Source organism: Pseudomonas sp. KBS0710 (assembly GCF_005938045.2).
Taxonomy (GTDB): domain Bacteria; phylum Pseudomonadota; class Gammaproteobacteria; order Pseudomonadales; family Pseudomonadaceae; genus Aquipseudomonas.
This window is the reverse complement of sequence record NZ_VCCF02000001.1, coordinates 3473489-3494897: the sequence shown is the minus strand read 5'-3', so window position 1 is coordinate 3494897 and position 21409 is coordinate 3473489. Positions and strand designations below refer to the sequence as shown.

General features: G+C 61.9%; 21 protein-coding genes. 15 read left to right on the top strand and 6 right to left on the bottom strand.

All coding sequences use genetic code 11. The annotated features are described in order from the left end of the window. Position 1 precedes the first annotated feature (1 nt). From FFI16_RS15685 to FFI16_RS15670, 4 genes are all read right to left on the bottom strand, one after another. A complete protein-coding gene (locus FFI16_RS15685; protein ID WP_138815530.1) occupies positions 2 to 829 on the bottom strand; it encodes a hypothetical protein in 828 nt (275 codons plus the stop codon). Beyond that, positions 817 to 1017: a hypothetical protein gene (locus FFI16_RS15680; RefSeq protein WP_138815531.1), complete on the bottom strand. Its 201-nt coding sequence runs from the start codon at positions 1015 to 1017 to the stop codon at positions 817 to 819. Before FFI16_RS15680 ends, FFI16_RS15685 begins: the two co-directional genes overlap by 13 nt. A gap of 122 nt (positions 1018 to 1139) precedes the next feature. After that, positions 1140 to 1718 carry a cupin domain-containing protein gene (locus tag FFI16_RS15675; protein ID WP_138815532.1) on the bottom strand — a complete coding sequence of 193 codons (579 nt, stop codon included), beginning with the start codon at positions 1716 to 1718 and terminating at the stop codon, positions 1140 to 1142. After that, a complete protein-coding gene (locus tag FFI16_RS15670; RefSeq protein ID WP_138815533.1) occupies positions 1706 to 3661 on the bottom strand; it encodes an FAD-dependent oxidoreductase in 1956 nt (651 codons plus the stop codon). The genes FFI16_RS15675 and FFI16_RS15670 overlap by 13 nt, the downstream gene beginning before the upstream one ends. Positions 3662 to 3793: 132 nt before the next feature. Between FFI16_RS15670 and FFI16_RS15665 the strand changes: the two genes are divergently transcribed. The 11 genes from FFI16_RS15665 (at position 3794) to FFI16_RS15615 (ending at position 16972) form a co-directional block, all read left to right on the top strand. Then, positions 3794 to 4552 carry a class II aldolase/adducin family protein gene (locus FFI16_RS15665; RefSeq protein ID WP_138815534.1) on the top strand — a complete coding sequence of 253 codons (759 nt, stop codon included), beginning with the start codon at positions 3794 to 3796 and terminating at the stop codon, positions 4550 to 4552. A gap of 41 nt (positions 4553 to 4593) precedes the next feature. After that, positions 4594 to 5232 (top strand): transcriptional regulator BetI, encoded by a 639-nt coding sequence (betI, locus tag FFI16_RS15660; protein WP_138815535.1) that lies wholly within the window; start codon positions 4594 to 4596, stop codon positions 5230 to 5232. Positions 5233 to 5382: 150 nt separating this feature from the next. After that, complete coding sequence (locus FFI16_RS15655; RefSeq protein WP_138815536.1) at positions 5383 to 6174, top strand: enoyl-CoA hydratase/isomerase family protein; 792 nt, start codon at positions 5383 to 5385, stop codon at positions 6172 to 6174. An 18-nt stretch (positions 6175 to 6192) separates the two neighbouring features. Beyond that, a complete protein-coding gene (locus FFI16_RS15650; protein WP_138815537.1) occupies positions 6193 to 7353 on the top strand; it encodes an acyl-CoA dehydrogenase family protein in 1161 nt (386 codons plus the stop codon). Positions 7354 to 7371: 18 nt separating this feature from the next. Further along, positions 7372 to 9480, top strand: a complete 2109-nt coding sequence (locus FFI16_RS15645) for an acetate--CoA ligase family protein (RefSeq protein WP_138815538.1) — start codon at positions 7372 to 7374, stop codon at positions 9478 to 9480. Next, positions 9470 to 11077: a 5-guanidino-2-oxopentanoate decarboxylase gene (locus FFI16_RS15640; protein WP_138815539.1), complete on the top strand. Its 1608-nt coding sequence runs from the start codon at positions 9470 to 9472 to the stop codon at positions 11075 to 11077. Before FFI16_RS15645 ends, FFI16_RS15640 begins: the two co-directional genes overlap by 11 nt. 19 nt (positions 11078 to 11096) lie before the next feature. Continuing rightward, positions 11097 to 12683 (top strand): ABC transporter substrate-binding protein, encoded by a 1587-nt coding sequence (locus FFI16_RS15635; protein WP_138815540.1) that lies wholly within the window; start codon positions 11097 to 11099, stop codon positions 12681 to 12683. Positions 12684 to 12848: 165 nt separating this feature from the next. Continuing rightward, positions 12849 to 13808, top strand: a complete 960-nt coding sequence (locus tag FFI16_RS15630; protein ID WP_138453369.1) for an ABC transporter permease — start codon at positions 12849 to 12851, stop codon at positions 13806 to 13808. A gap of 3 nt (positions 13809 to 13811) precedes the next feature. Further along, a complete protein-coding gene (locus FFI16_RS15625; protein WP_138815541.1) occupies positions 13812 to 14639 on the top strand; it encodes an ABC transporter permease in 828 nt (275 codons plus the stop codon). Between the two features lie 2 nt (positions 14640 to 14641). After that, on the top strand, positions 14642 to 16261 hold the full coding sequence (locus tag FFI16_RS15620; protein ID WP_138815542.1) for an ABC transporter ATP-binding protein: 1620 nt from the start codon (positions 14642 to 14644) through the stop codon (positions 16259 to 16261). A 9-nt stretch (positions 16262 to 16270) separates the two neighbouring features. Continuing rightward, positions 16271 to 16972, top strand: a complete 702-nt coding sequence (locus FFI16_RS15615) for an NAD(P)H-dependent oxidoreductase (RefSeq protein WP_138815543.1) — start codon at positions 16271 to 16273, stop codon at positions 16970 to 16972. A 24-nt stretch (positions 16973 to 16996) separates the two neighbouring features. Here the strand turns inward: FFI16_RS15615 and FFI16_RS15610 are convergent, their stop codons facing one another. Beyond that, entirely contained in the window at positions 16997 to 18076 is a 1080-nt protein-coding gene (locus tag FFI16_RS15610) for a 3-deoxy-7-phosphoheptulonate synthase (protein ID WP_138815544.1), read from the bottom strand. A gap of 619 nt (positions 18077 to 18695) precedes the next feature. Between FFI16_RS15610 and FFI16_RS15605 the strand changes: the two genes are divergently transcribed. Both FFI16_RS15605 and FFI16_RS15600 read left to right on the top strand, forming a co-directional pair. Further along, positions 18696 to 19445, top strand: a complete 750-nt coding sequence (locus FFI16_RS15605) for a carbon-nitrogen hydrolase family protein (protein WP_138815545.1) — start codon at positions 18696 to 18698, stop codon at positions 19443 to 19445. 1 nt (position 19446) lies between these two features. Next, the gene (locus FFI16_RS15600) at positions 19447 to 19893 is read left to right on the top strand and encodes a GNAT family N-acetyltransferase (RefSeq protein WP_138815546.1); all 447 of its coding nucleotides are present in this window, start codon (positions 19447 to 19449) and stop codon (positions 19891 to 19893) included. A 35-nt stretch (positions 19894 to 19928) separates the two neighbouring features. Here the strand turns inward: FFI16_RS15600 and FFI16_RS15595 are convergent, their stop codons facing one another. Further along, positions 19929 to 20168: a DNA-binding protein gene (locus FFI16_RS15595; RefSeq protein WP_074854515.1), complete on the bottom strand. Its 240-nt coding sequence runs from the start codon at positions 20166 to 20168 to the stop codon at positions 19929 to 19931. Between the two features lie 81 nt (positions 20169 to 20249). Between FFI16_RS15595 and FFI16_RS15590 the strand changes: the two genes are divergently transcribed. Both FFI16_RS15590 and uvrY read left to right on the top strand, forming a co-directional pair. Continuing rightward, entirely contained in the window at positions 20250 to 20615 is a 366-nt protein-coding gene (locus FFI16_RS15590) for a helix-turn-helix domain-containing protein (RefSeq protein WP_138815547.1), read from the top strand. A 152-nt stretch (positions 20616 to 20767) separates the two neighbouring features. Beyond that, positions 20768 to 21409 (top strand): UvrY/SirA/GacA family response regulator transcription factor, encoded by a 642-nt coding sequence (gene uvrY, locus FFI16_RS15585; protein WP_003190387.1) that lies wholly within the window; start codon positions 20768 to 20770, stop codon positions 21407 to 21409.

Sequence of the window (21409 nt, the reverse complement as noted above, 5' to 3'; positions counted from 1 at the left end):
CTCATGCGCAGATGCGCGAGGCTTCTACCGGGCGCGCAGGGCGGTGGTGATGGAACTGCCCCTGCTGCGCCTTTCGGCTTCTGCGGGACTGGGAACGGGCCCATGTGGTGAAGTCAAAGCGAGTGGCCGACACGACGTTTTCCTGAGCCAGCAGAATTGGCCTGGGGAGGTTTATAGGGGAGTAGTGAGTGTGGAGCGTGACCTCCAATGTGTCCTTGTCCCGATAACCACTGAGTATGGGCACCAGGCTGAACCCCTGGCCAACGCCTTCGGACTCCGTGGGGGTGCCTGCGAACAATACAATCCCGACATAGACCTTCCTGTCGCTCAAACTGAACATGCACGGCACGCACTTGACGATGGATTCTCTCAATAAAAGCTTGAATGGCGTGCCCTCAAGAATACCCAGCGAAAGCACGTGGTAGAGCTGCGTGTCGGTTTCCAGCTTCAGCATTCTCTTCTTCATGCGTACATAAAGCCTTGCCCAGAAAAAGGGAATCGCCAGAGCGGTCATACCCGCCTGCAACATGAAAACCCAAAGCGTGCAGTTTTTCTCATTGGCAATGTCGAGTTGTACCAATAGCGTACCCAGTTTTTGGCTGTAGTCCGCCGCAACTTCATGCCCTGCGATAAAGGCCGTTTGTTTTGACAACGTCAGCAGGGCAGCACTTAAAAATGTGGCAACGATCAGGCAGAGCATTCCGAGTCTTGCTACCTGCAGGTAAAGCAGTTGTCCCTGGAAACGGTGCAGGCGCAAGTAGAAAAACGGGTGCCTGAGGCAGACCAGATAGCCACTGACCAGTAACGGCACAATGATCAGCAGGCCCATGAATGATCGGACTCCATTTTTTGTACCTGGCGCACCGCATCCTTGTAACCCTCTGAGGCGATAACCTCATCGATGTCCAGGCCAATGCCTCCACGTACGAGCTTCCAGGTTTTACGGGATTTGACATCCCTTACTCGATCCCAATCATCCTGAGTCGGTTTCCCAAACAACAAATTCAATAAAGACATGGCGACAACCTCGAAAAGAAGTAGCCATTTTTATAGCAAGCGACAGGGCCCTTCACCACTGATGGCAAGCCGCGCCACTGTCGTCGGTTCCCGTAGGAAACGTCTGCATTTGCGCCAGCAGCCTAAAATGTTGGCGGTGTAATCACCCAGATCACCCTTGTATTCACCTTGCCCGGGTTGCCATACCGGTGCGGCTCGCTGCTGGCAAAGCTGAAACTGTCACCTGCAGCCAGCAGGAAATGCCGCTCACCGACCCACAGCTCAAACGTGCCGCTCAACACATAGCCTGCTTCTTCGCCTTCATGGCTGTAGCTTTGCTGGCTGTAGGCGCCGGGTGGAAAGCAGGCGTGCAGCATCTCAAGTTGGTGGTTGGGCAACGGCGTCAGCAGTTGGTCGACGATGCCATCTTCATAACGGATGCTTTGACGATTGTTTTTGCGTACCACATAGCCTTCATCTGCTGGGGCAGGGGCGGCCTCGCTGGCGAAAAACCACTGGATAGTCACGCCCAGGCTGCGGGCGATATTGAACAGCGCCGGGATCGATGGGTACGCCAGGTTGCGCTCCAACTGGCTGAGATAGCCGGCGGTCAGTTTACTCAGTTGCGCCAGCTCGGTCAGCGTCAGGCCGCGCGCCTTGCGCAGGCCGCGAATGCGCGTACCGAGGAACAGTGGCGGCGGTTCGTGGTTCAAAGTTTCCACGCTGCCTTGAGCCCTTCGTAGATCGCCTCTTCGGCGGTGCGCGGCGCCAGGCAGTCGCCGATGCGCTCAAATGGCACCAGCCCCGCCAGCTCCGCGCCCAGAGTGTCCACCGACTGGTGGCCCTGGCACAACACCAGGCTGTTGATATTCTCCAGCAGCATCGGTTCGCCGCTGGCACTGTGTTGCAGGTAAACCGTGCTGTCGTCGCAGCCATAGAGGCGGGCATAAGGGATGATGGGAATGCCCAGGCGGTGCAGCTCGCCCGCCAGTTGATCGCGTACATACAGCGGCAGGTTTTCCCCGCAGTGCGTGCCATTGACCGCCAGTTGTACGTGGTGGCCGGCGCGCACCAGACGCTCGGCGATGCCGGGGCCGATCCAGTCGCAGCGCCAGTCGACCACCACCACCGAGCGCCCCAATGTGACCTGATTGCGCAACACCTGCCAGGCATCGACTACTTGCAGCTCGCCGCCTTGCTCGAATGCCGGCCAATAGGGTTCGGCGCCGGTGGCGATGATGACGTGGTCGGGTTGCTCCTGCACCACCAGGGCGCGGCCGACATGGGTGTTGCGCACCACACGCACGCCTGCCAGCGTCATCTCCCGTTGCAGGTTGGTGCTGGCGCCGCCGAATTCGCTGCGCCGTGGCAGCAACTGCGCCAATAACACTTGCCCGCCCAGCTGTGCGCTGGCTTCAAACAGGGTCACGTCGTGACCGCGTTGCGCCGCAACGGCAGCGGCTTTCATACCGGCCGGGCCACCGCCGACCACCATGATGCGGCGGCGCTTCAACGTCGGTTGCAGCTTACCGAAGTGCAGCTCGCGGCCCGTCTCGGGGTGCTGAATGCAGGAGATTGGCAAGCCCTTGTGAAAGTGCCCGATACAGGCCTGATTGCAGGCGATACACGCACGCACATCGTCGGCGCGGCCTTCGAGGGCCTTGGCTGGCATCAGCGGGTCGCAGATCAGCGCGCGGGTCATGCCGCACACATCGGCCTGGCCGCGCGCCAGGATCAACTCGGCCTCCTGGGGCTGGTTGATCCGTCCGGTGACAAACAATGGAATCGACAGGCTGGCCTTGAACGTCGCGGCCGCATCGGCCAGGTACGCGGCGGCGATGGCCATGGGCGGCACGATATGCACCGCGCCGCCTGTGGACGCCGAGGTACCGGCGACGATATGCACATAGTCCAATTGCGCTTGCAGGCTTTTTACCGCCTCAAGGGACTCGCTTTCGGTGAGGCCTTCGCTGTCGCGCTCATCGGCAGAAATACGCAGGCCGATGATGAAGTGCGCGTCGGTCGCGGCCCGCACGGCGGCAATAATTTCCCGCAGGAATCTCAGGCGCTGTTCAAGCGTACCGTTGTAGTCATCGCTGCGCCGGTTAACTCGCGGGTTGAGAAACTGCGCGGGCAGGTAACCGTGGCTGGCGACCACTTCCACGCCATCAATTCCCGCCTGATGCAAGCGCCTGGCCGCCGCCGCGTAACCGCTGACGATCTCATCGATCATCGCCGGGTCAAGCGCCCGTGGCATCACCCGGAACCGCTCATTGGGCATCGCCGACGCTGAGTACGCCACCGCCAGCAACCCGTCTGCCGACTCCATGATCTCGCGCCCCGGATGGAAGATTTGCGACAGCACCACGGTGCCCTGAGCATGGCAAATGTCGGCCAGCTCGCGGTAGCCGTCGATGCAGGCATCGTCGGTGGCCATCAGCACGTGGGAGGTGTACCGCGCGCTGTCATGCACGCCCGCCACCTGCAGCACAATCAGCCCCACACCGCCTTCGGCGCGCGCACGGTGATAGGCGATCAACTGCGCATTGACCCGGTTGTCAGTCGGCATCGAGGTGTCATGCCCGCTGGACATGATGCGGTTTTTCAGGCGCTTGCCGCGCAGTACCAAGGGCTCGAACAGGTGCACGAAGGCAGGGTGCGACATGGTGCGGATACTCCAGGCGCTGTTATTGTTATTTTTCTAGTAAGCGGCGAGCACCAGTAAAAAATCAACTTGTTTTTTTACTGGTCACTGGCTTAGCGTCGCCCTCACCAACCCCGTGCCTGGAGAATAAAAATGACTCACTCCACCGAGCAGCAACTGCGCGAAGAACTCGCGGCCTGCTATCGATTGATCGCGCACTACCGCATGAGCGATCTGATCTTCACGCATATTTCGGTGCGTATTCCCGGGCCGGAACATCACTTTCTGATCAACCCTTATGGGCTGATGTTCGACGAAATCAGCGCCTCCAACCTGGTCAAGATCGGCCTGGACGGGCAGGCGATCGAACCCTCTCCTTATGCCGTCAACCCGGCCGGTTTTGTTATTCACAGCGCCATCCATGGCGCCCGCGAAGACGCCCAGTGCGTGCTGCATACCCACACTCGCGCCGGCTGTGCGGTGGCGGCGCTGGAGTGCGGTTTGTTGCCGGTCAACCAGATCTCGATGGAGTTCTACGGCAAGGTGGCTTACCACAACTACGAAGGCATCGCCCTGGATATGGACGAGCAACGCCGGCTGGTGCAGGACCTGGGCGACAAGCCGGTGCTGATGTTGCGCAACCACGGTTTGTTGACGGTCGGCGCGACGGTCAGCGAGGCGTTTCTGCGCATGTATTACCTGGACAAGGCCTGCGATATTCAGATCGCCGCCCAGGCCTGCGGCAAGCTGATCCTGCCGCCGGCTGAGGTCTGCGCTTACACCGAGCAGCAATTCAATAACCCCAACCGAGCGTTGGAGGCGGGCGAGCTGACCGATGTGAATGCCATGCAACTGGCATGGGCGGCGTTGCTGCGGATGCTGGATCGGGTGTCGCCCGGTTACCGCGACTGAGGTAGAGTCGTGCAGCCGACTCAACCGAAGGACACCGCCCCATGACCCAGGAATCGCGTTTCTCCCGCATGGAGCCGCAATTGCGCAAGGCCAACCTGGTCCAGGCGACGCTGACGTGTCTCAAGCGCGATGGCTTCCAGGGCGCTTCGATCCGCAAGATCAGCGCCGAGGCCGGGGTGTCGGTCGGGCTGATCAGCCATCACTATTCGGGCAAGGACGAGTTGGTGGCCGAGGCCTATCGCACCATCACCGCCCAAGTCATGAGCCTGTTGCGCGAGACCATGGCCAAGGCGTCGCCGCAGCCGCGTGAGCGTTTGTCGGCGCTGTTTCGAGGCTCCTTTTCGGCGGAACTGCTCGACCCGCAACTGCTGGACGCCTGGCTGGTGTTCTGGGGCGCGGTCAAGACCGCGCCGGCGATCAACCAGGCCCACGAGCATTCCTATGGCGAGTACCGCACCATCATGCGTTCGGCGTTGGCGGACATGGCCAGGGAGGAAGGCTGGGAGCAATTCGATGCTGATCTGGCCGCCATCGGCTTGAGCGCGTTGCTCGATGGGTTGTGGCTGGAGTCGGGGCTCAACCCCGGCACGTTCACGCCGCAGCAGGGCATCCAGATCTGCGAAGCCTGGGTCGACGGCCTGCAAGGCGGCGGTCGCGCGCGCTATCAGCTCAAAGCCTGAACCTTCCCTTCAGCGCCTGAACGCTCTATTCGGGCGTTTTTTTTCGTCCTGAAAATATTTGCAGTTTGCCGATTGCCTCCTTGCTGAACGCTCGTTTAGTATCTCGCCATGTCGCACCCCTCACGCCAATTAAAATAATTCGAGGAAGCCATGACTACTGATTCGCCCGTGCTCACTGAGGTGCAAGCTGGCGTTGCCTGGATCACGCTCAACCGTGGCCCGCAGCGCAACGCACTGGACATCCCGACCCTCAAATACCTGCATGCCTTGCTCGATAACTTCAACACCGACCCCAGTGTCCGCGTGGTGGTGCTCACCGGCAGCGGCCGCAGTTTTTGCGCCGGTGCCGACCTGGCTGAATGGGCCGACGCCGAGTCCCGTGGCGCGCTGGAAACCTACGGCTGGACCGAAACCGCCCACGCCCTGATGACCTGCCTGCACACCCTCGACAAACCCACGATTGCCGCGATCAACGGCACCGCCGTCGGCGCGGGCATGGACCTGAGCCTGTGCTGCGACCTGCGCATCGCGGCCCAATCGGCGCGCTTCAAGGCCGGCTACACCAGCATGGCGTATTCGCCGGATGCTGGCGCCAGTTGGCACTTGCCGCGCTTGATCGGCAGCGAGCAAGCCAAGCGCCTGCTGTTCCTCGATGAGCTGTGGAGCGCCGAGCGCGCGCTGGCCACCGGGTTGGTGGGCGAAGTGGTCGCCGATGCGCAACTGCAGGCCCACGCAAGCGAGCTGGCCACGCGCCTGGCCAACGGCCCGACCTTCGCCTTCGCCCAGACCAAAACCCTGATCCGCGAAGGCGCCGGGCGCAGTCTGCCTGAACAGCTTGAGGCTGAACTGGCCGCCGGGCTGTTGTGCGGGCGCAGCGACGACGGTGCCGAAGCGCTGCGTGCCTCGATGGAAAAACGCCTGCCGGTTTTCTCCGGTCAATAAGCCCACACAGGTAGCGCCATGAATTTCCAACTCAGCCAAGAACAAGACATGTTGGTGGACGCGGTACGCAGCTTTGTTGCCAAGGAATTGCTGCCCCATGAGGACGCGGTGGACCGCGCCGACGCGGTGTCGCCCGAGCTTGCCGCGCAGATTCGCGACAAGGCTGTCGCTGCAGGTTTCTATGCCTTCAACATGCCCGAAGAGGTGGGCGGTGGTGGCCTGGATTACCTGTCCCAGGCGCTGATCGAGCGTGAGTTGTCCAAAGTCTCGTGGGCGCTGCATGTGTTTGTCGCGCGCCCGTCGAAGATCCTCATGGCCTGCACCGGCGCGCAGGTCGAGGACTACCTGTTGCCGTGCGTGCAAGGCAAGAAAATCGACTGTTTCGCGCTGACCGAACCCGGCGCCGGCTCCGATGCCAATGCGATCAAGACCCGCGCCGTGCGCAGCGGCGATGACTTCGTCATCAACGGCAGCAAGCATTTTATCAGCCACGCTGGCCACGCCGATTTTGCCATCGTGTTTGCCGTGACCGACACCTACGAACACAACGGCCGCCAGCGCAATGCGGTGACCTCATTCCTGGTCGATCGCGGCACGCCCGGCATGACCATCCGCCGTGGCCCCAAGTGTGTGAGCAACCGCGGTTATCACACCTATGAAATGTTCTTCGATGACTGCCGCGTGCCCGCCTCCAAAGTGCTCGGCGAAGTCGGTAAGGGTTGGGAAGTCGCCAACGCCTGGCTTACCGCTGGCCGGGTGATGGTTGCTGCCAACTGCGTCGGCCAGGCCCAGCGTGCGCTGGATGTATCGCTGCAATGGGCGGCGGACCGCAAGCAGTTCGGCCAGCCCATCGGCACCTATCAGGGCGTGAGTTTCAAGCTGGCCGACATGGCCACGCAGATTCGCGCCGCCGAGCTTTTGACCCTGCACACCGCCTGGAAGATGGACCAGGGCAGCATGACCGACGGTGAGGCCGGCATGGCCAAGCTGTTTGCCAGTGAAACCCTGGGCAAGGTGGCCGATGAAGCCGTGCAAATCTTCGGCGGCATGGGCTTGATGGATGAAGGGCCGGTGGAGCGCATCTGGCGTAACGCACGGATCGAACGGATCTGGGAAGGCACCTCGGAAATCCAGCGGCACATTATTGCCCGTGAGCTATTGCGGCCGTTGTTGCGCTGATCGGCGCGGAGAACGCTTATGTCCCAGGCTATTCGCGACAACCTCAAGCGTCTGCTGGCGCCTCGGCACTTGGCTTTTGTCGGCGGGCGCAGCATGGCCCGTGCCCTCAAGCGCTGCGCCGACGGCGGTTTTGCCGGGCAAATGTGGCTGGTCAACCCGCAGCATGACAGCCTCGACGGCATCCCGTGTGTACGTCGGGTTGCCGATTTACCGTGCGGCCCGGATGCGGTGTTTATCGCGACTAACCGTGAGCTGACCTTGGCCTGTGTGGCCGAACTCGCCGCCATCGGCACTGGCGGCGCCATTTGTTACGCCTCCGGGTTTGCCGAAACCGGCGCCACTGGTGCGGCCTTGCAACAGCAGCTTACTTCAGCGGCGGGCGACATGGCCTTGCTCGGCCCCAACTGCTACGGCCTGTTGGACTACTTGCACAGCGCCGCGCTGTGGCCGGTGGCCCATGGCGGCAAGGCGGTAGAGAAGGGCGTAGCGGTGCTCACCCAGAGCGGCAACTTCGCCTACAACCTGTCGATGAGCGATCGCTCGCTGCCCATTGCCTATATGGCGTCGGTGGGCAACCAGGCACAGTTGGGGGTTGCCGAGTTGATGGATGTGCTGCTCGATGAGCCGCGTGTGACCGCTATCGGCCTGCACCTGGAAGGCTTGAAGAATGTGCCGGGGTTTGCCCGCGCGGCGCACAAGGCGCTGGAAAAAGGCATTCCGATTATCGCGCTGAAAACCGGCGTGTCGCAGATCGGCGCCGAGTTGGCCTTGAGTCACACCAGTTCGCTGTCCGGTTCCGATGCCCTCTACGACAGCCTGTTTGCGCGGCTGGGCGTGATCCGCGTGAGCGGACCGGTGAGCTTTGTCGAAACCTTGAAAGCCGCGGCCTGCGGCAATCTGCCGGCCGGTAATCGCCTGATCGCACTGGCCTGTTCCGGTGGCGACGCGGGGCTGATTGCCGACTACGCCGAGCGCAACCAGCTGGCCTTGCCGACACTCGACCAAGGCCAACGTGCCGAGCTGGCGCAGGTGCTGCCCAGCTACGCCAACCTGGTCAACCCATTGGACTTTACCACCGCCATCTGGGGCGACCGTGAAGCGCTCGAGCGCATGCTCGAGACGGCCCTGCGCACCGACGCCGATGCGGCGATGCTGGTGCTGGATTACCCGGCTGAGTTTACCGGCGAGCGCAAGGAGTGCGACCTGTTGCTGGAGCTGTTCTGCGCTGTGCTCAGCCGCCACGGCAAAACCGGTTTTGTCACCTCGGCCTTTCCCGAATTACTGCCGGCCCATGCCCGCGAACGCTTGCATGCCCACGGCATTGCCGCGCTGCAAGGCGTGGAAGATGCACTTGCTGCCTGGGGGCGGATTGCCGACTATCAAAACCATCGTCGGGTGTTGCTGGAACGGGGCGAGTCGATCCTTGCTCCGCTGTGCCCTCAGCCTCTCGCGGGCCAAGGCCTGGCGCTGGATGAATGGGCGTCCAAACAGGCCTTGCGCGCCTTTGGCTTGAGCACGCCTGCGGCGGTTCTGAGCACACCAGGGCGCGCCATCGCCGACGCCAAACTGTTGGGCTACCCGCTGGTGCTCAAGGCCGTCAGCGCCGACCTGCCGCATAAAACCGAAGCCGGGGCCGTAGCGCTGAACCTGCAGGATGGCTTCGCCCTGACCGCCGCGATTGTGCAAATGCGCGGGCAAATCGCTGCGTATGCGCCGGGCGTGGTCTTCGATCAATTACTGCTGGAGGCCATGGCTACCAAGCCCTTGGCCGAGTTGATCGTGGGCATCAAGCGTGAAAACGACTTCGGCCTCGCCCTGGTGATTGGCGCCGGTGGCATCCTCGTGGAGTTGCTCAAAGACAGCCGCAGCCTGCTGCTGCCGACCACCGATGAGGCGATTCGCAACGCCGTGCTCAGCCTGCGCAGTGCGGCCTTGCTGCAAGGTTTTCGCGGCCGTGAAGTGGCGGATATGGATGCGCTGGTGGCGGCCATTCGCGCTGTGGCCGATTACGCCTGCGCCAACGCCGGGCAGTTGCTGGAGCTGGATGTGAACCCATTGCTGGTCAGTGCCCACGGCACGCTGGCGGTGGATGCATTGATTCGCCTAGGAGATGAACATGCAAGATAAGACCCTGACCGGCGGCCAGGCCCTGGTGCGGTTGCTGGCCAACTATGGCGTCGACACCGTGTTCGGCATTCCCGGCGTACATACCCTGGAGCTGTATCGCGGCTTGCCCGGCAGCGGCATTCGCCATGTGCTGACGCGCCACGAGCAGGGCGCCGGTTTTATGGCCGACGGCTATGCACGGGTCAGCGGCAAACCGGGCGTGTGTTTTGTGATCACCGGGCCTGGCGTGACCAACGCCGCTACCTCGATTGGCCAGGCCTACGCCGACTCGATCCCGATGCTGGTGATCTCCAGCGTCAACCCCACCGCCAGCCTCGGCAAAGGCTGGGGCAGCCTGCACGAAACCCAGGACCAGCGCGCAATCACAGCGCCCATTACCGCGTTTTCGGCGGTAGCCTTGAGTGCCGAGGATTTGCCCGAATTGATCGCCCGCGCTTATGCGGTGTTCGACAGCGAGCGGCCACGGCCGGTGCATATTTCAGTGCCGCTGGATGTGTTGGCAGCGCCGATCAAACGTGACTGGAGCCATGAAGTCGTGCGCCGCCCAGGGCGCGGCCTGCCCTCGGCCGAGGTGCTGGAGCAGGCCGTGGCCAAGCTCGCGGCGGCCAAGCGACCCATGATCATTGCCGGTGGCGGCGCGCTGGCGGCGGGTGAGGCGTTGCAACGCTTGACCACGCTATTGGCGGCGCCGTTTTTCAGCAGTGTTGCTGGCAAGGGTTTGCTGGCGACCAATGACCCGCTGAATGCCGGTGCCACCTTGTGCGTGGAGCCCGGCTGGCAACTGATCAGTGAGGCGGATGTGGTGCTGGCCGTCGGCACGGAAATGGCCGACACCGATTACTGGCGCGAGCGCTTGCCCATCGCCGGCGAAGTGCTGCGCATCGATATCGACCCGCGCAAATTCAACGATTTCTACCCTTGCGCCGTGGCGCTCAAAGGCGATGCCCAACAGACCTTGCTGGCCTTGCTCGAGCGTCTGCCGCCGGCACCGCGTAATGCCGATGCCGCACGCCAGCAGGTCGCGACATTACTTGAGGCAGTCGAGCTGGGGCATGGCCCTTTGCAGTCCATTCACCAAGCCATTCTTGACCGCATCGAGGCCGAGCTGCCCGCCAACGCGTTTATCAGCAGCGACATGACCCAACTGGCCTACACCGGCAACTACGCCTACCGCAGTCGCGCTCCGCGCAGTTGGCTGCACCCCACCGGCTACGGCACCTTGGGCTATGGCTTGCCTGCCGGCATTGGCGCCAAGTTCGGCGCGCCGCTGCGTCCGGGGCTGGTGCTGGTGGGCGACGGTGGCTTCCTCTACACCGCCCAGGAACTGGCCACCGCCGTCGAAGAGCTGGAGAGCCCGTTGGTGGTGCTGCTGTGGAACAACGACGCCCTCGGCCAGATCCGCGACGACATGCTCAGCCTGGATATCGAGCCGATCGGCGTGCTGCCACGTAACCCGGACTTTGCGCTGTTCGCCCAGGCGTTCGGCTGCACCGTGAACCAGCCCAAAAACCTGGATGAGTTGCAGACGGACTTGCGCAACGGTTTCAAACGCAATGGCGTGACCTTGATCGAGCTGAAACATGCCTGTGCCTGTTGACCTTTAGAGGAGCAAGACCATGAGCGAAAACAACAACAAAATGACTCAAGCAATGCACCGACGGGACTTCCTCAAACACAGCGCCGTGACGGGTGCGGTGGCGGCGGCGTTTTCCATGGGCCTGCCGCTGCACGCGTTTGCCGAAGAGGCCACACCCAAAGCTGGCGGCGTGCTGCGCCTGGGCCTGGCCGGCGGCAGCACCACCGATTCGCGCGACCCCGGTTCCTGGGTCGACACCTTTACCTTCGTCGGCTTCTCGGCGGTGTACAACACGTTGACTGAAATCGCCGTGGATGGCAGCGCGATCCCGGAACTGGCCGAACGCTTTGAGTCCACCGCGGATGCGCGGGTGTGGACCTTTCACTTGCGCCAGGGCGTGACCTTCCACAACGGCAAAAGCCTCAGCGCCGACGATGTGGTGGCGTCGATCAACCATCACTTGAGCAAAGACTCCACCTCAGCGGCCAAGACCGTGCTCGGCGACGTCGCCAGTGTCAGCGCCAAGGGCAATGGCGCGGTGGTGTTCGAGCTGCATTCCGGCAACGCCGACTTCGCCTATGTAGTCGCCGATTACCATTTGGTGATCATGCCCGCCAAGGACGGCGCCGCCGATTGGCAGGCCGGCGTGGGCACCAGCGGTTACCGCCTGAAAAGCTTCGAGCCGGGCGTGCGCATGGATCTGGAACGCAACCCCGATTATTGGAAACCCGGCCGCGCGCACTTCGCCAGCGCAGAACTGCTGGCCATCGCCGACGGCGCGGCGCGGGTCAATGCGCTGGTGACCGGGCAAGTGGATGTGATCAACAAGGTCGACCTGAAAACCGTGGCCTTGCTCAAGCGCAACCCGAGCCTTGTGATTGAAGAAACCAAGGGCGCCCAGCACTACACCTTCCCGATGCTGTGCGACAGCAATGAGTTCAAGAACAACGACATTCGCATGGCGATGAAACACGCAATCAACCGCGAAACCTTGCTGGCCTCGGTGCTGCATGGCTATGGCCTGGTCGGCAACGATCACCCGATCCAGCCCGGCAGCCGTTTTATCAACGCGGCGCTGGAGCAGCGCGCTTACGACCCGGACAAGTCACGCTTTTATCTGCGCAAAGCCGGTGTGGAGTCACTCAAGGTGCGCCTGCAAGCCTCCGATGCGGCCTACACCGGCGCGGTGGACGCCTCGGTGCTGTTCAAGGAGCAGGCGCGTCAGGCCGGCATCGACATCGACGTGGTGCGCGAACCGGCCGACGGGTTCTTCTCCAATGTGTGGATGAAGCAGCCGTTCACCACCTCGTTCTGGTACAGCAGCCTGACCGCCGACCGCATGTTCAGCATCGGCTATGCCAAGGGCGCGGCCTGGAACGAAACCCATTGGGACAACCCACGCTTCAACCAACTGCTCACCGCCGCCCGTGGCGAGATGAACGCGCCGCTGCGCCAAGAGATGTACAACGAAATGCAGGCCCTGTGTCGCGATGACGGCGGCGCAATTGTGCCGCTGTTCGCCAGCTCCGTGGCGGCGCGCTCGAACCGCGTGAGTCATGGGCCGCTGACGGCACCGTATGGCGAGCTGGATGGGTTGCGGTTGATTGAGCGGTGGTGGCAGGCATGAAAATTTCAGAAACACAGCAAATCAAATGTGGGAGCGGGCTTGCTCGCGAATGCGCTTGATCAGTCTGCATTTGTGTTGACTGACACGCCGCATTCGCGAGCAAGCCCGCTCCCACATTGGTCGTGTGTGACCTTGAGGAAAATGCCCAGCCCATGGGAATCGAATATGAATAGTCTGTTGAAACTGGTCCTCCAGAGATTGGCCCTCGGCGTACTGTCGCTGTTCGCCGTCTCGGTGATCATCTTCCTCGCTGTGGGCCTGCTGCCCGGCGATATCGCCCAGGCCATGCTCGGCCAGTCGGCTACGCCGGAAACCATCGCCGCTTTTCGCGCGCAGTTGGGCCTGGATCTACCGCCGCTGACGCGCTTTGCGCACTGGCTGCTGCGCCTGTTACAGGGGGATCTGGGTGCATCACTGGCCAACCAGCGGCCCATCGCCGAGCTGATCGGTGCGCGCCTGGGGAACACGCTGAGCCTGGCCGCCCTGGCGGCGTTGGTGTCGGTGCCCACCGCACTGGTGCTGGGCATGCTCGCGGCGTTGTACCGCAACAGCTGGTTCGATCGCCTGCTCAACACCACAGCATTGAGCGCGGTGTCATTCCCGGAGTTCTTTGTCGCGTACCTGCTGATCCTGGTGTTCTCGGTGAAGCTCGGCTGGTTTCCCAGCCTGTCCAACCTGGCGCCGGACGCCACGTTCGGTACGCTCCTGGAGCGCTCGGTGCTGCCGGTGGCCACCCTGAGTCTGGTGGTGATCGCGCAGATGATGCGCATGACCCGCGCCTCCCTGATCAACCTGTTGGCCAGCCCGTATATCGAGATGGCTCGGCTCAAGGGTATCAGCCAATCACGGATTATCTGGAAGCACGCGCTGCCCAATGCGCTGGCGCCAATCGTCAATGTGGTGGCGCTGAACCTCGCGTACCTGGTGGTTGGGGTGGTGGTGGTCGAGGTGGTGTTTGTCTATCCAGGTCTCGGCCAGTTGTTGGTGGACTCGGTGTCCAAACGCGACATCCCGGTGGTGCAGGCGTGCAGCCTGATTTTTGCCGCCACTTACATCCTGCTCAATACCGGGGCGGATGTACTGTCCATCGCCAGCAACCCACGCCTGATGCATCCCAAGGGGTAAGCCATGAGCCTGTTGAGCCAAGTGGCCAGGGCGCCGTTGAGCGCCAAGTTCGGCCTGCTGATCATCCTGTCATACGTCGCGGTGGCGCTGTTGGCGCCGCTGCTGGCGCCCTATGGCGAAACCCAGGTGGTGGGCGAAGGCTTCGCACCCTGGAGCGGCGAGTTTTTACTGGGCACCGATAACCTGGGGCGCGACATGTTCAGTCGCCTGGTGTACGGCGCGCGCAATACCTTGGGTATTGCCTTCCTGACCACCACGCTGGCGTTTCTGCTCGGAGGCTTAAGCGGTTTGGTCGCGGCGATCAAGGGCGGCTGGGTCGACCAGGGGTTGTCGCGGGTGGTGGATATCCTGATGGCGATCCCGCAGCTGATTTTTGCCTTGTTGATTCTCAGCGTGGTCGGCACCAACGCCACCTCGCTGGTGCTGGTGATTGCGCTGCTGGATTCGACGCGGGTGTTTCGCTTGGCCCGCGCGGTGGCCATGACTGTGGTGGTGCAGGATTTCGTCGAAGCCGCGCGTCTGCGCGGTGAAGGCTTGTGGTGGCTGGTCACCCGCGAAGTGCTGCCTAACGCCGCGGCGCCGCTGATTGCCGAATTCGGCCTGCGCTTTTGCTTTGTGTTCCTGTTTATCAGCGCGCTGTCGTTCCTCGGCCTGGGCATCCAACCGCCTACCGCCGACTGGGGCAGCATGGTGCGCGACAATGCGGTGTTGATCACCTTCGGCGATGTCAGCCCCTTGCTGCCGGCGTTGGCGGTGGCGTTGATCACCGTCAGTGTGAATTTTGTCGTCGACTGGATGCTGCATAAATCCAGCGGCCTGAAGGAGTGTTGAGGATGGACAGGCCATTGCTGGAAATCCGCAACCTGCAGGTGGAAGGGCATTACGAGGATGCCTGGCACCCGTTGATCAAGGGCATTGATCTGACCTTGCAGCGCGGTGAAGTGTTGGGGCTGATCGGTGAGTCCGGGGCGGGTAAATCCACCCTCGGGCTGGCGGCGATGGGCTATGCGCGCGACGGTTGCCGCATCATCGGTGGCTCGGTGTGTTTTGATGGCATTGAACTGCTGCAGGCCAAGCCCGCAGCCTTGCGCAAGCTGCGCGGCCTGCGCATCGCCTATGTGGCGCAAAGCGCGGCGGCCTCCTTCAACCCGGCGCATCGCCTGATCGACCAGCACGTGGAAACGGCGGTGATCAACGGCGGCATCAGCCGCGCCCAGGCCGAGCGCGAGGCGGTGGAGCTGTACCGCGTGTTGCGTTTGCCCAACCCCGAAACCATTGGCCAACGCTACCCGCATCAAGTCTCGGGCGGGCAGTTGCAGCGGGTGATGACGGCCATGGCCATGGCCTGCCATCCGGACCTGATTATCTTCGACGAACCCACCACCGCCCTCGACGTCACCACCCAGATCGACGTGCTGGCGGCGATCCGTGACGCGGTGAAAACCTTCGGCAGCGCCGCCTTGTATATCAGCCACGATCTCGCCGTGGTCGCGCAGATGGCTGACCGCATCATGGTGCTGCGCCACGGCAAGTTGGTGGAGGAGGCCGACACTCGCAGTATGCTCAGCCAGCCGCAGCAGGACTACACCAAATCGCTGTGGGCAGTGCGCAGCTTTCGCACCGAGCCCAAGGCGTGCCCGGTGGCGCAGGTGCCGTTGCTGGAAGTGCGTCAGGCCTGCGCCAGCTATGGGCTGCAGCCGGTACTGCATGGGGTGTCGATGACGCTGTATCGCGGCCAGACCCTGGCGGTGATCGGCGAGTCCGGCAGCGGTAAAAGCTCCACCGCTCGCGTGATTGCCGGGCTGCTGCCGGCCACGGCGGGGCAGGTGCTGTATGACGGCGAGGCGCTGCCGCTGGATTTTCGGCGGCGCAGCAAGGAGCAACTGCGGCGCATCCAGATGATCTACCAGATCCCCGACACGGCGCTGAACCCGCGCCAGCGCATCGTCGACATCATCGGCCGGCCACTCACGTTTTACCTGGGCCTCAAGGGCAAGGCGATGCGCGCGCGGGTCGCCGAGTTGCTGGAGATGATTGAGCTGGACCCGGCGGTGTTCATGGAACGTCAGCCCCGAGAATTATCCGGCGGGCAAAAGCAACGCATCTGCATCGCCCGTGCGCTGGCGGCCGACCCGCAACTGATCATCTGCGATGAAGTCACCTCGGCGCTTGATCAGCTGGTGGCCGAGGGCGTGCTGAAACTGCTCAACCGCCTGCAGCAACAACTGGGCGTGGCCTACCTGTTTATCACCCACGACGTGGCCACCGTGCGTGCGATTGCTGATGAAGTACTGGTGATGCAGCGGGGCAGGGTGGTGGACCACGGCAGCCGCAGCAAGATTTTTACCCCGCCGTACCAGGCTTACACCGGCCTGTTGTTTTCATCGGAGCCGGAAATGGACCCGGACTGGCTCGACCATTTGCTGGCCCAACGGGCAGCGCCCACTGTTTGAGGAATGCACATGAAGGTGTTGATTGTTCACGCTCACCCTGAGCCGCAGTCGTTTACCGCCGCGCTGCGCGATCAGGCGCTCAGCACATTGCAAAACCAGGGCCACGAAGTGCAGGTCAGCGACCTGTACGCCATGCAGTGGAACCCGGTAGCGTCTGCCGCTGACTTTGCCACGCGGGAGAATCCGGATTATCTGGTGTATGCCCTGGAACAGCGTCTGGGCGTAAAAAATCAGTCGATCGCGGCGGACATCCAGGGCGAACTGGACAAGCTGCTGTGGGCCGACCTGCTGATCCTCAACTTCCCGATCTTCTGGTTCTCGGCGCCGGCCATGCTCAAGGGCTGGATCGACCGGGTGCTGGTGTCCGGCGTGTGTTACGGCGGCAAGCGTTTTTACGATCAGGGCGGGCTGGCGGGCAAGCGCGCGCTGGTCACGGTGACCTTGGGCGGACGCGAGCATATGTTTGGTGAGGGCGCGATTCACGGGCCATTGGAGGAGATGCTGCGGCCGATTCTGCGCGGCACCTTGGCGTATGTAGGGTACGAAGTGCTGGCGCCGTTTGTGGCGTGGCATGTGCCGTATATCAGTGCCGAGGCGCGGCAGGATTTTTTGCTGGAATATGAGCAACGGCTGCAAGGGCTGTCGGATGAGCAGCCCTTGGTGTTTCCGAAGCTGGCGCAGTTTGATGAGGCGTTGTATCCACTCTCTTGAGGCTGGCACAGTCTAAATGTGGGATCAGTTGGGTTTGTGCTGTGCCCGCAACCGCTCGGCCGCGCTGCGCAGCAATTGCTCGGTGCCGTTCCAGCCCAGGCAACCATCGGTCACCGACACCCCGTACTTCATCGACGCGCTCAACGGCTGGCAGCCTTCGAACAGGTGGCTTTCGAGCATCATGCCGATCAGCGACGTGTCGCCCTGCAGGCGCTGTTCGAGCACGTCGTTGAACACTGCCGGCTGACGCAATGGGTCTTTTCCGCTGTTGGCGTGGCTGCAATCGACCATGATGCGCGCCGCGACCTTGGACTTGGCCAGGTCGTGTTTCACCTGCGCCACGCTTTGCGCATCGTAGTTCGGCCCACGATGACCGCCGCGCAATACCAGGTGCGTGTCGGGGTTGCCCGGTGTCTGGATGATCGCCGGATGGCCTTGGCTGTCCACACCGAAGTGACGATGCGGGTGGGACGCCGAGCGCATCGCATCACAGGCAATCGCGACGCCGCCGTCGGTGCCATTTTTGAAGCCGACCGGCATGCCCAGGCCGCTGGCCATTTCGCGATGGATCTGCGATTCGGTGGTGCGTGCGCCGATGGCGACCCAACTGAGCAGGTCATCGAAGTAGCCGGCGGCCATGGGTTGCAGCAGCTCGGTGGCGACCGGCAAGCCCAGGCGCAGCATCTCGCGCATCAGTTCGCGCGACAGCGTGAGGCCGGCGGCCATGTCGTCGCTGCCATCCAGGTGCGGGTCGTAGGCCAGGCCTTTCCAGCCGATGGTGGTGCGCGGTTTTTCGACGTAGGCGCGAATCACCAGCAGCATCTGGTCGCTGACTTCCAGCGCGAGCTTCTTGAGGTTGCGCGCGTATTCCATGGCCGACTCGGGGTCGTGGATCGAGCACGGGCCGACAATCACCAGCAAACGCGAGTCTTCGCCATTGAGGATGGCGCGCACGGCTTGGCGATGGGCGTGGATCTGTTCATTCAGGAACGGGCTTAGAGGCAGCTGATGCTTTAGCTCAAGGGAGCTGGGCAGGCGCTGGGTCAGGGCTTCATTGGCGCTGGACAGGTTGGCAACAGGCAGTGCGGCGGTGGCAGAGTTCATATTCAAGGCTTCCTGGGCAAGCGGCGGGCTGTTCCCGCACGCTCTGCCCTACTGGGGTGTTCGACAATTGGCCGTATTGGCTACGTGTGTTGGCTTGCCACCAATAGGTGACCGATCGGAGGCGGCAGGCTGTCCCGAACGGAGCTTGCTAAATCGCCATGCAGTCGAAGTGTCGTAACGGTAATAAGTGGCGTAGTTCATGTCGTGAGTCCTTTTAGTGTTCGGTGTGAAGCAAAATTATTGGGGCCTGAAAAAACAAAACCCCCGGTCGGGGAGCCGACCGGGGGTTAGATTTCTCTGGTAGGCGACCCCTTGAGTAGTGGGCGCCGATTTCAGGTATCAGGCGCGCCAGTGGCTAAACCAATACCCAAAATAAAAGCTGACCAGTGCGCTCAAACCGCTCACACGGGTAGCCGACACCGAGCGCGGGGCGCTGGCAGCAGGGCAAACCTGAGTGTGGGTGAGTTGCAACATGGTATGTCTCCAAATGATGGGGGGAGCTTACTCGAGGCACGCGGGTGGATTCAATCAGTAATTTCTATCGCGCGACCTACTTACGGCTATGGTGCGAGTGCCGATATGCTGGTAACACATTAATAATGATTGCCAGGACGCGACCATGACTGCCTTGACCCTTGCCGCAGCTCAAACCCTCTCCCTTGCTGGCGACGTGCCGGCCAACCTCCAGCGGCATTTGGCGTATATGCAGGCGGCGGCGGAGCAGGGTGTGCAGTTGCTGGTGTTTCCGGAACTGTCGTTGACCGGCTATGAGCCGGCCCTGGCCGCCCAACTGGCGATTGCGCCAGAGGACGCGCTGCTGGCGCCGCTGCGTGAAATGGCGCAGGAACTGCGGTTGACGGCGGTGGTGGGCATGCCGATTCGCCTGGCACCCGAGGCGGGTGTATCGATCGGTGCGCTGGTGCTGGGCGCAGACGGCTCGCTGGCGGTCTATACCAAGCAACATCTGCACCCAGGCGAAGAACTGGCGTTTGTTGCAGGGCAGGGTGGTGCAGCACTCGAATGGGGGGATGACCGGATTGCACTGTCGGTCTGTGCGGACTTTTCCCACGCCAGTCATCCGCGTCTGGCGGCAGAGGCTGGCGCTACGGTGTACGCCGCCGGTGTGCTGATCAGCGAAGGCGGGTACGCGACCGACAGTGCGCTGCTGCAAGGCTATGCCGCCGAGCACCGCATGCTGGTATTGATGGCCAACCATGGTGGCCCGTCCGGCGGTTATACCTGTGCGGGGCGCAGCGCTATCTGGAGCGCTGATGGAACCCTGCTTGCCGACGTACCGGGCACTGGCGAGGCCTTGGTGATTGCCCGCCGCAACGGCCAGCACTGGGCTGGCCAAGTGGTAGCCCTCTGAAATGGCTTTTCACCTGCGCGCGGCGACGGACCGCGACTTGCCATTCGCGCGAGCGCTGACCCATGAAGCCATGAATCGCTACTACCTGCAGTACGATTTACTGTGGTCTGACCATGGCTTTGACGTCGCCTGGGCTTCGCGGGAAAACTGGCTGATTTGCCAGGATGAAACCGTGATGGGGTTTATCAGCGTGAATCGTGACAGCCAGGCGCTCTATATTCGCGAATTACACCTGCTCGAGCGCTGCCGCAGACAGGGCGCTGGCAGTTGGGTATTGCAGCAGATGGTGCTCAAGGCGCGCGCGCAGGGCCTGGGCCTTTTACGCTTGACCGTGTTCAAGACCAACCCGGCGAGACGCCTGTATCAGCGCCAAGGGCTGAGCATTGTCGGGGAGGAGGACTGCTTTTGGCGCATGGAGCGCGAGTGTAGGGCTGGCACTGTGGACTAAATCAAGCACACCGTAGGAATAAGCGCATACTGCGCTCAAGACACACTGTTTGGATCGCGGTGTTGAGCCACGGGCTCATCCACGATAATCCCTTCTTTCATGCCCAGCAGGACCGCTACTTTATGGGCTTCCCCACGCCGTCCCTTTTTACGCCCAGCGAGCACTTGATATGTGGTGGCCGGATCAACGCCATGTTCACGTGCGAACGCTTGAACTGACTTTCCTTGATGTTCCAGCCAAGCCTTGGCTTGTGCAGCGGTACGGATTCCGGGCATAGTTCAAAACCGTTCAAGTTTGTGTAAAACGAGATGAGTGTGTCACCTCTTGGGGTGTGCCAGATAGGATCATACATCCAAATGAGTGGAATCGGTTCGCGTTTGCGGCAAGAAAGAGAGCGACTTGGCCTGTCGCAGAAAGTTTTTGGTGAAATTGGAGGCGTTGAAGCCAATGCCCAAGGCAAATATGAGAACGGTGGGCGTGCGCCTAAAGCCGACTACCTGTCACGGGTAGCCGAAAAAGGGGTGGACATCCTGTACGTGTTGACCGGCGTTGCCACGCCGATCCAATTGGAAAACCTCAGCCAGATCGAAGAGAAAGTCCTCGGTGATTACCGCGCCATGTTCAAGGAAGACCAGGATGCAATCCGCCGCCTGACATCCACCCTGGCCGAACATTCAGCTGCGTCGAATGGGAAAATCAAACCGCAACCCCAGGATTCCTGACCTTTTACCCAGGAAAACAGCGCTGCTCGTCATCCGGCGGGCAGCTTAATCGTGTTGAAACTCTATATATATGACGCTTGCAGCTAGGTCTGCGCCTTGGTTTTTTGCTAAGGTGTTCAGCAACCTATAAGACCATATCGCGAGGTGTCTGCTTGATTAGGGTGCTAGTAGTCGATGACCATGATCTCGTTCGTACGGGCATTACACGAATGCTGGCTGACATCGATGGCCTGCAAGTAGTCGGCCAGGCCGAATCGGGAGAGGAATCCCTGATCAAGGCCCGGGAATTGAAACCCGATGTGGTGCTGATGGACGTTAAGATGCCTGGGATTGGCGGTCTTGGTGCCACCACCAAATTGCTGCGCAGCCATCCGGACATCAAGGTCGTGGTGGTCACCGTGTGCGAGGAAGACCCATTTCCGACTCGCCTTCTGCAAGCCGGAGCGGCGGGTTACCTGACCAAGGGCGCAGGCCTGGCCGAGATGGTGCAAGCCATTCGCCTGGTATTTGCCGGCCAGCGCTATATCAGCCCGCAGATTGCCCAGCAGTTGGCGATCAAATCGTTCCAACCTACCAGCGACTCGCCGTTTGATGCGTTGTCGGAGCGGGAAATCCAGATCGCCTTGATGATCGTCGGCTGCCAGAAGGTGCAGACGATCTCCGACAAGCTGTGCCTGTCGCCTAAAACCGTCAACACCTACCGCTATCGTATTTTCGAAAAGCTCGCCATCAGCAGTGATGTTGAATTGACCCTGCTCGCGGTGCGCCACGGCATGGTGGACGCCAGCGCCTGA

Excerpts from the sequence above, each read along its gene's own strand:
- FFI16_RS15685 (WP_138815530.1), bottom strand. The coding sequence starts at position 829 with ATGGGCCTGCTGATCATTGTGCCGTTACTGGTCAGTGGCTATCTGGTC.
- FFI16_RS15670 (WP_138815533.1), bottom strand. The coding sequence starts at position 3,661 with ATGTCGCACCCTGCCTTCGTGCACCTGTTCGAGCCCTTGGTACTGCGC.
- FFI16_RS15645 (WP_138815538.1), top strand. The coding sequence starts at position 7,372 with ATGTCCCAGGCTATTCGCGACAACCTCAAGCGTCTGCTGGCGCCTCGG.
- FFI16_RS15625 (WP_138815541.1), top strand. The coding sequence starts at position 13,812 with ATGAGCCTGTTGAGCCAAGTGGCCAGGGCGCCGTTGAGCGCCAAGTTC.
- FFI16_RS15590 (WP_138815547.1), top strand. The coding sequence starts at position 20,250 with ATGAGTGGAATCGGTTCGCGTTTGCGGCAAGAAAGAGAGCGACTTGGC.
- FFI16_RS15595 (WP_074854515.1), bottom strand. The coding sequence starts at position 20,168 with ATGCCCGGAATCCGTACCGCTGCACAAGCCAAGGCTTGGCTGGAACAT.
- FFI16_RS15635 (WP_138815540.1), top strand. The coding sequence starts at position 11,097 with ATGAGCGAAAACAACAACAAAATGACTCAAGCAATGCACCGACGGGAC.
- FFI16_RS15665 (WP_138815534.1), top strand. The coding sequence starts at position 3,794 with ATGACTCACTCCACCGAGCAGCAACTGCGCGAAGAACTCGCGGCCTGC.
- FFI16_RS15615 (WP_138815543.1), top strand. The coding sequence starts at position 16,271 with ATGAAGGTGTTGATTGTTCACGCTCACCCTGAGCCGCAGTCGTTTACC.
- FFI16_RS15680 (WP_138815531.1), bottom strand. The coding sequence starts at position 1,017 with ATGTCTTTATTGAATTTGTTGTTTGGGAAACCGACTCAGGATGATTGG.
- FFI16_RS15600 (WP_138815546.1), top strand. The coding sequence starts at position 19,447 with ATGGCTTTTCACCTGCGCGCGGCGACGGACCGCGACTTGCCATTCGCG.
- FFI16_RS15640 (WP_138815539.1), top strand. The coding sequence starts at position 9,470 with ATGCAAGATAAGACCCTGACCGGCGGCCAGGCCCTGGTGCGGTTGCTG.
- FFI16_RS15630 (WP_138453369.1), top strand. The coding sequence starts at position 12,849 with ATGAATAGTCTGTTGAAACTGGTCCTCCAGAGATTGGCCCTCGGCGTA.
- FFI16_RS15655 (WP_138815536.1), top strand. The coding sequence starts at position 5,383 with ATGACTACTGATTCGCCCGTGCTCACTGAGGTGCAAGCTGGCGTTGCC.
- FFI16_RS15605 (WP_138815545.1), top strand. The coding sequence starts at position 18,696 with ATGACTGCCTTGACCCTTGCCGCAGCTCAAACCCTCTCCCTTGCTGGC.
- FFI16_RS15620 (WP_138815542.1), top strand. The coding sequence starts at position 14,642 with ATGGACAGGCCATTGCTGGAAATCCGCAACCTGCAGGTGGAAGGGCAT.
- betI (WP_138815535.1), top strand. The coding sequence starts at position 4,594 with ATGACCCAGGAATCGCGTTTCTCCCGCATGGAGCCGCAATTGCGCAAG.
- FFI16_RS15610 (WP_138815544.1), bottom strand. The coding sequence starts at position 18,076 with ATGAACTCTGCCACCGCCGCACTGCCTGTTGCCAACCTGTCCAGCGCC.
- FFI16_RS15650 (WP_138815537.1), top strand. The coding sequence starts at position 6,193 with ATGAATTTCCAACTCAGCCAAGAACAAGACATGTTGGTGGACGCGGTA.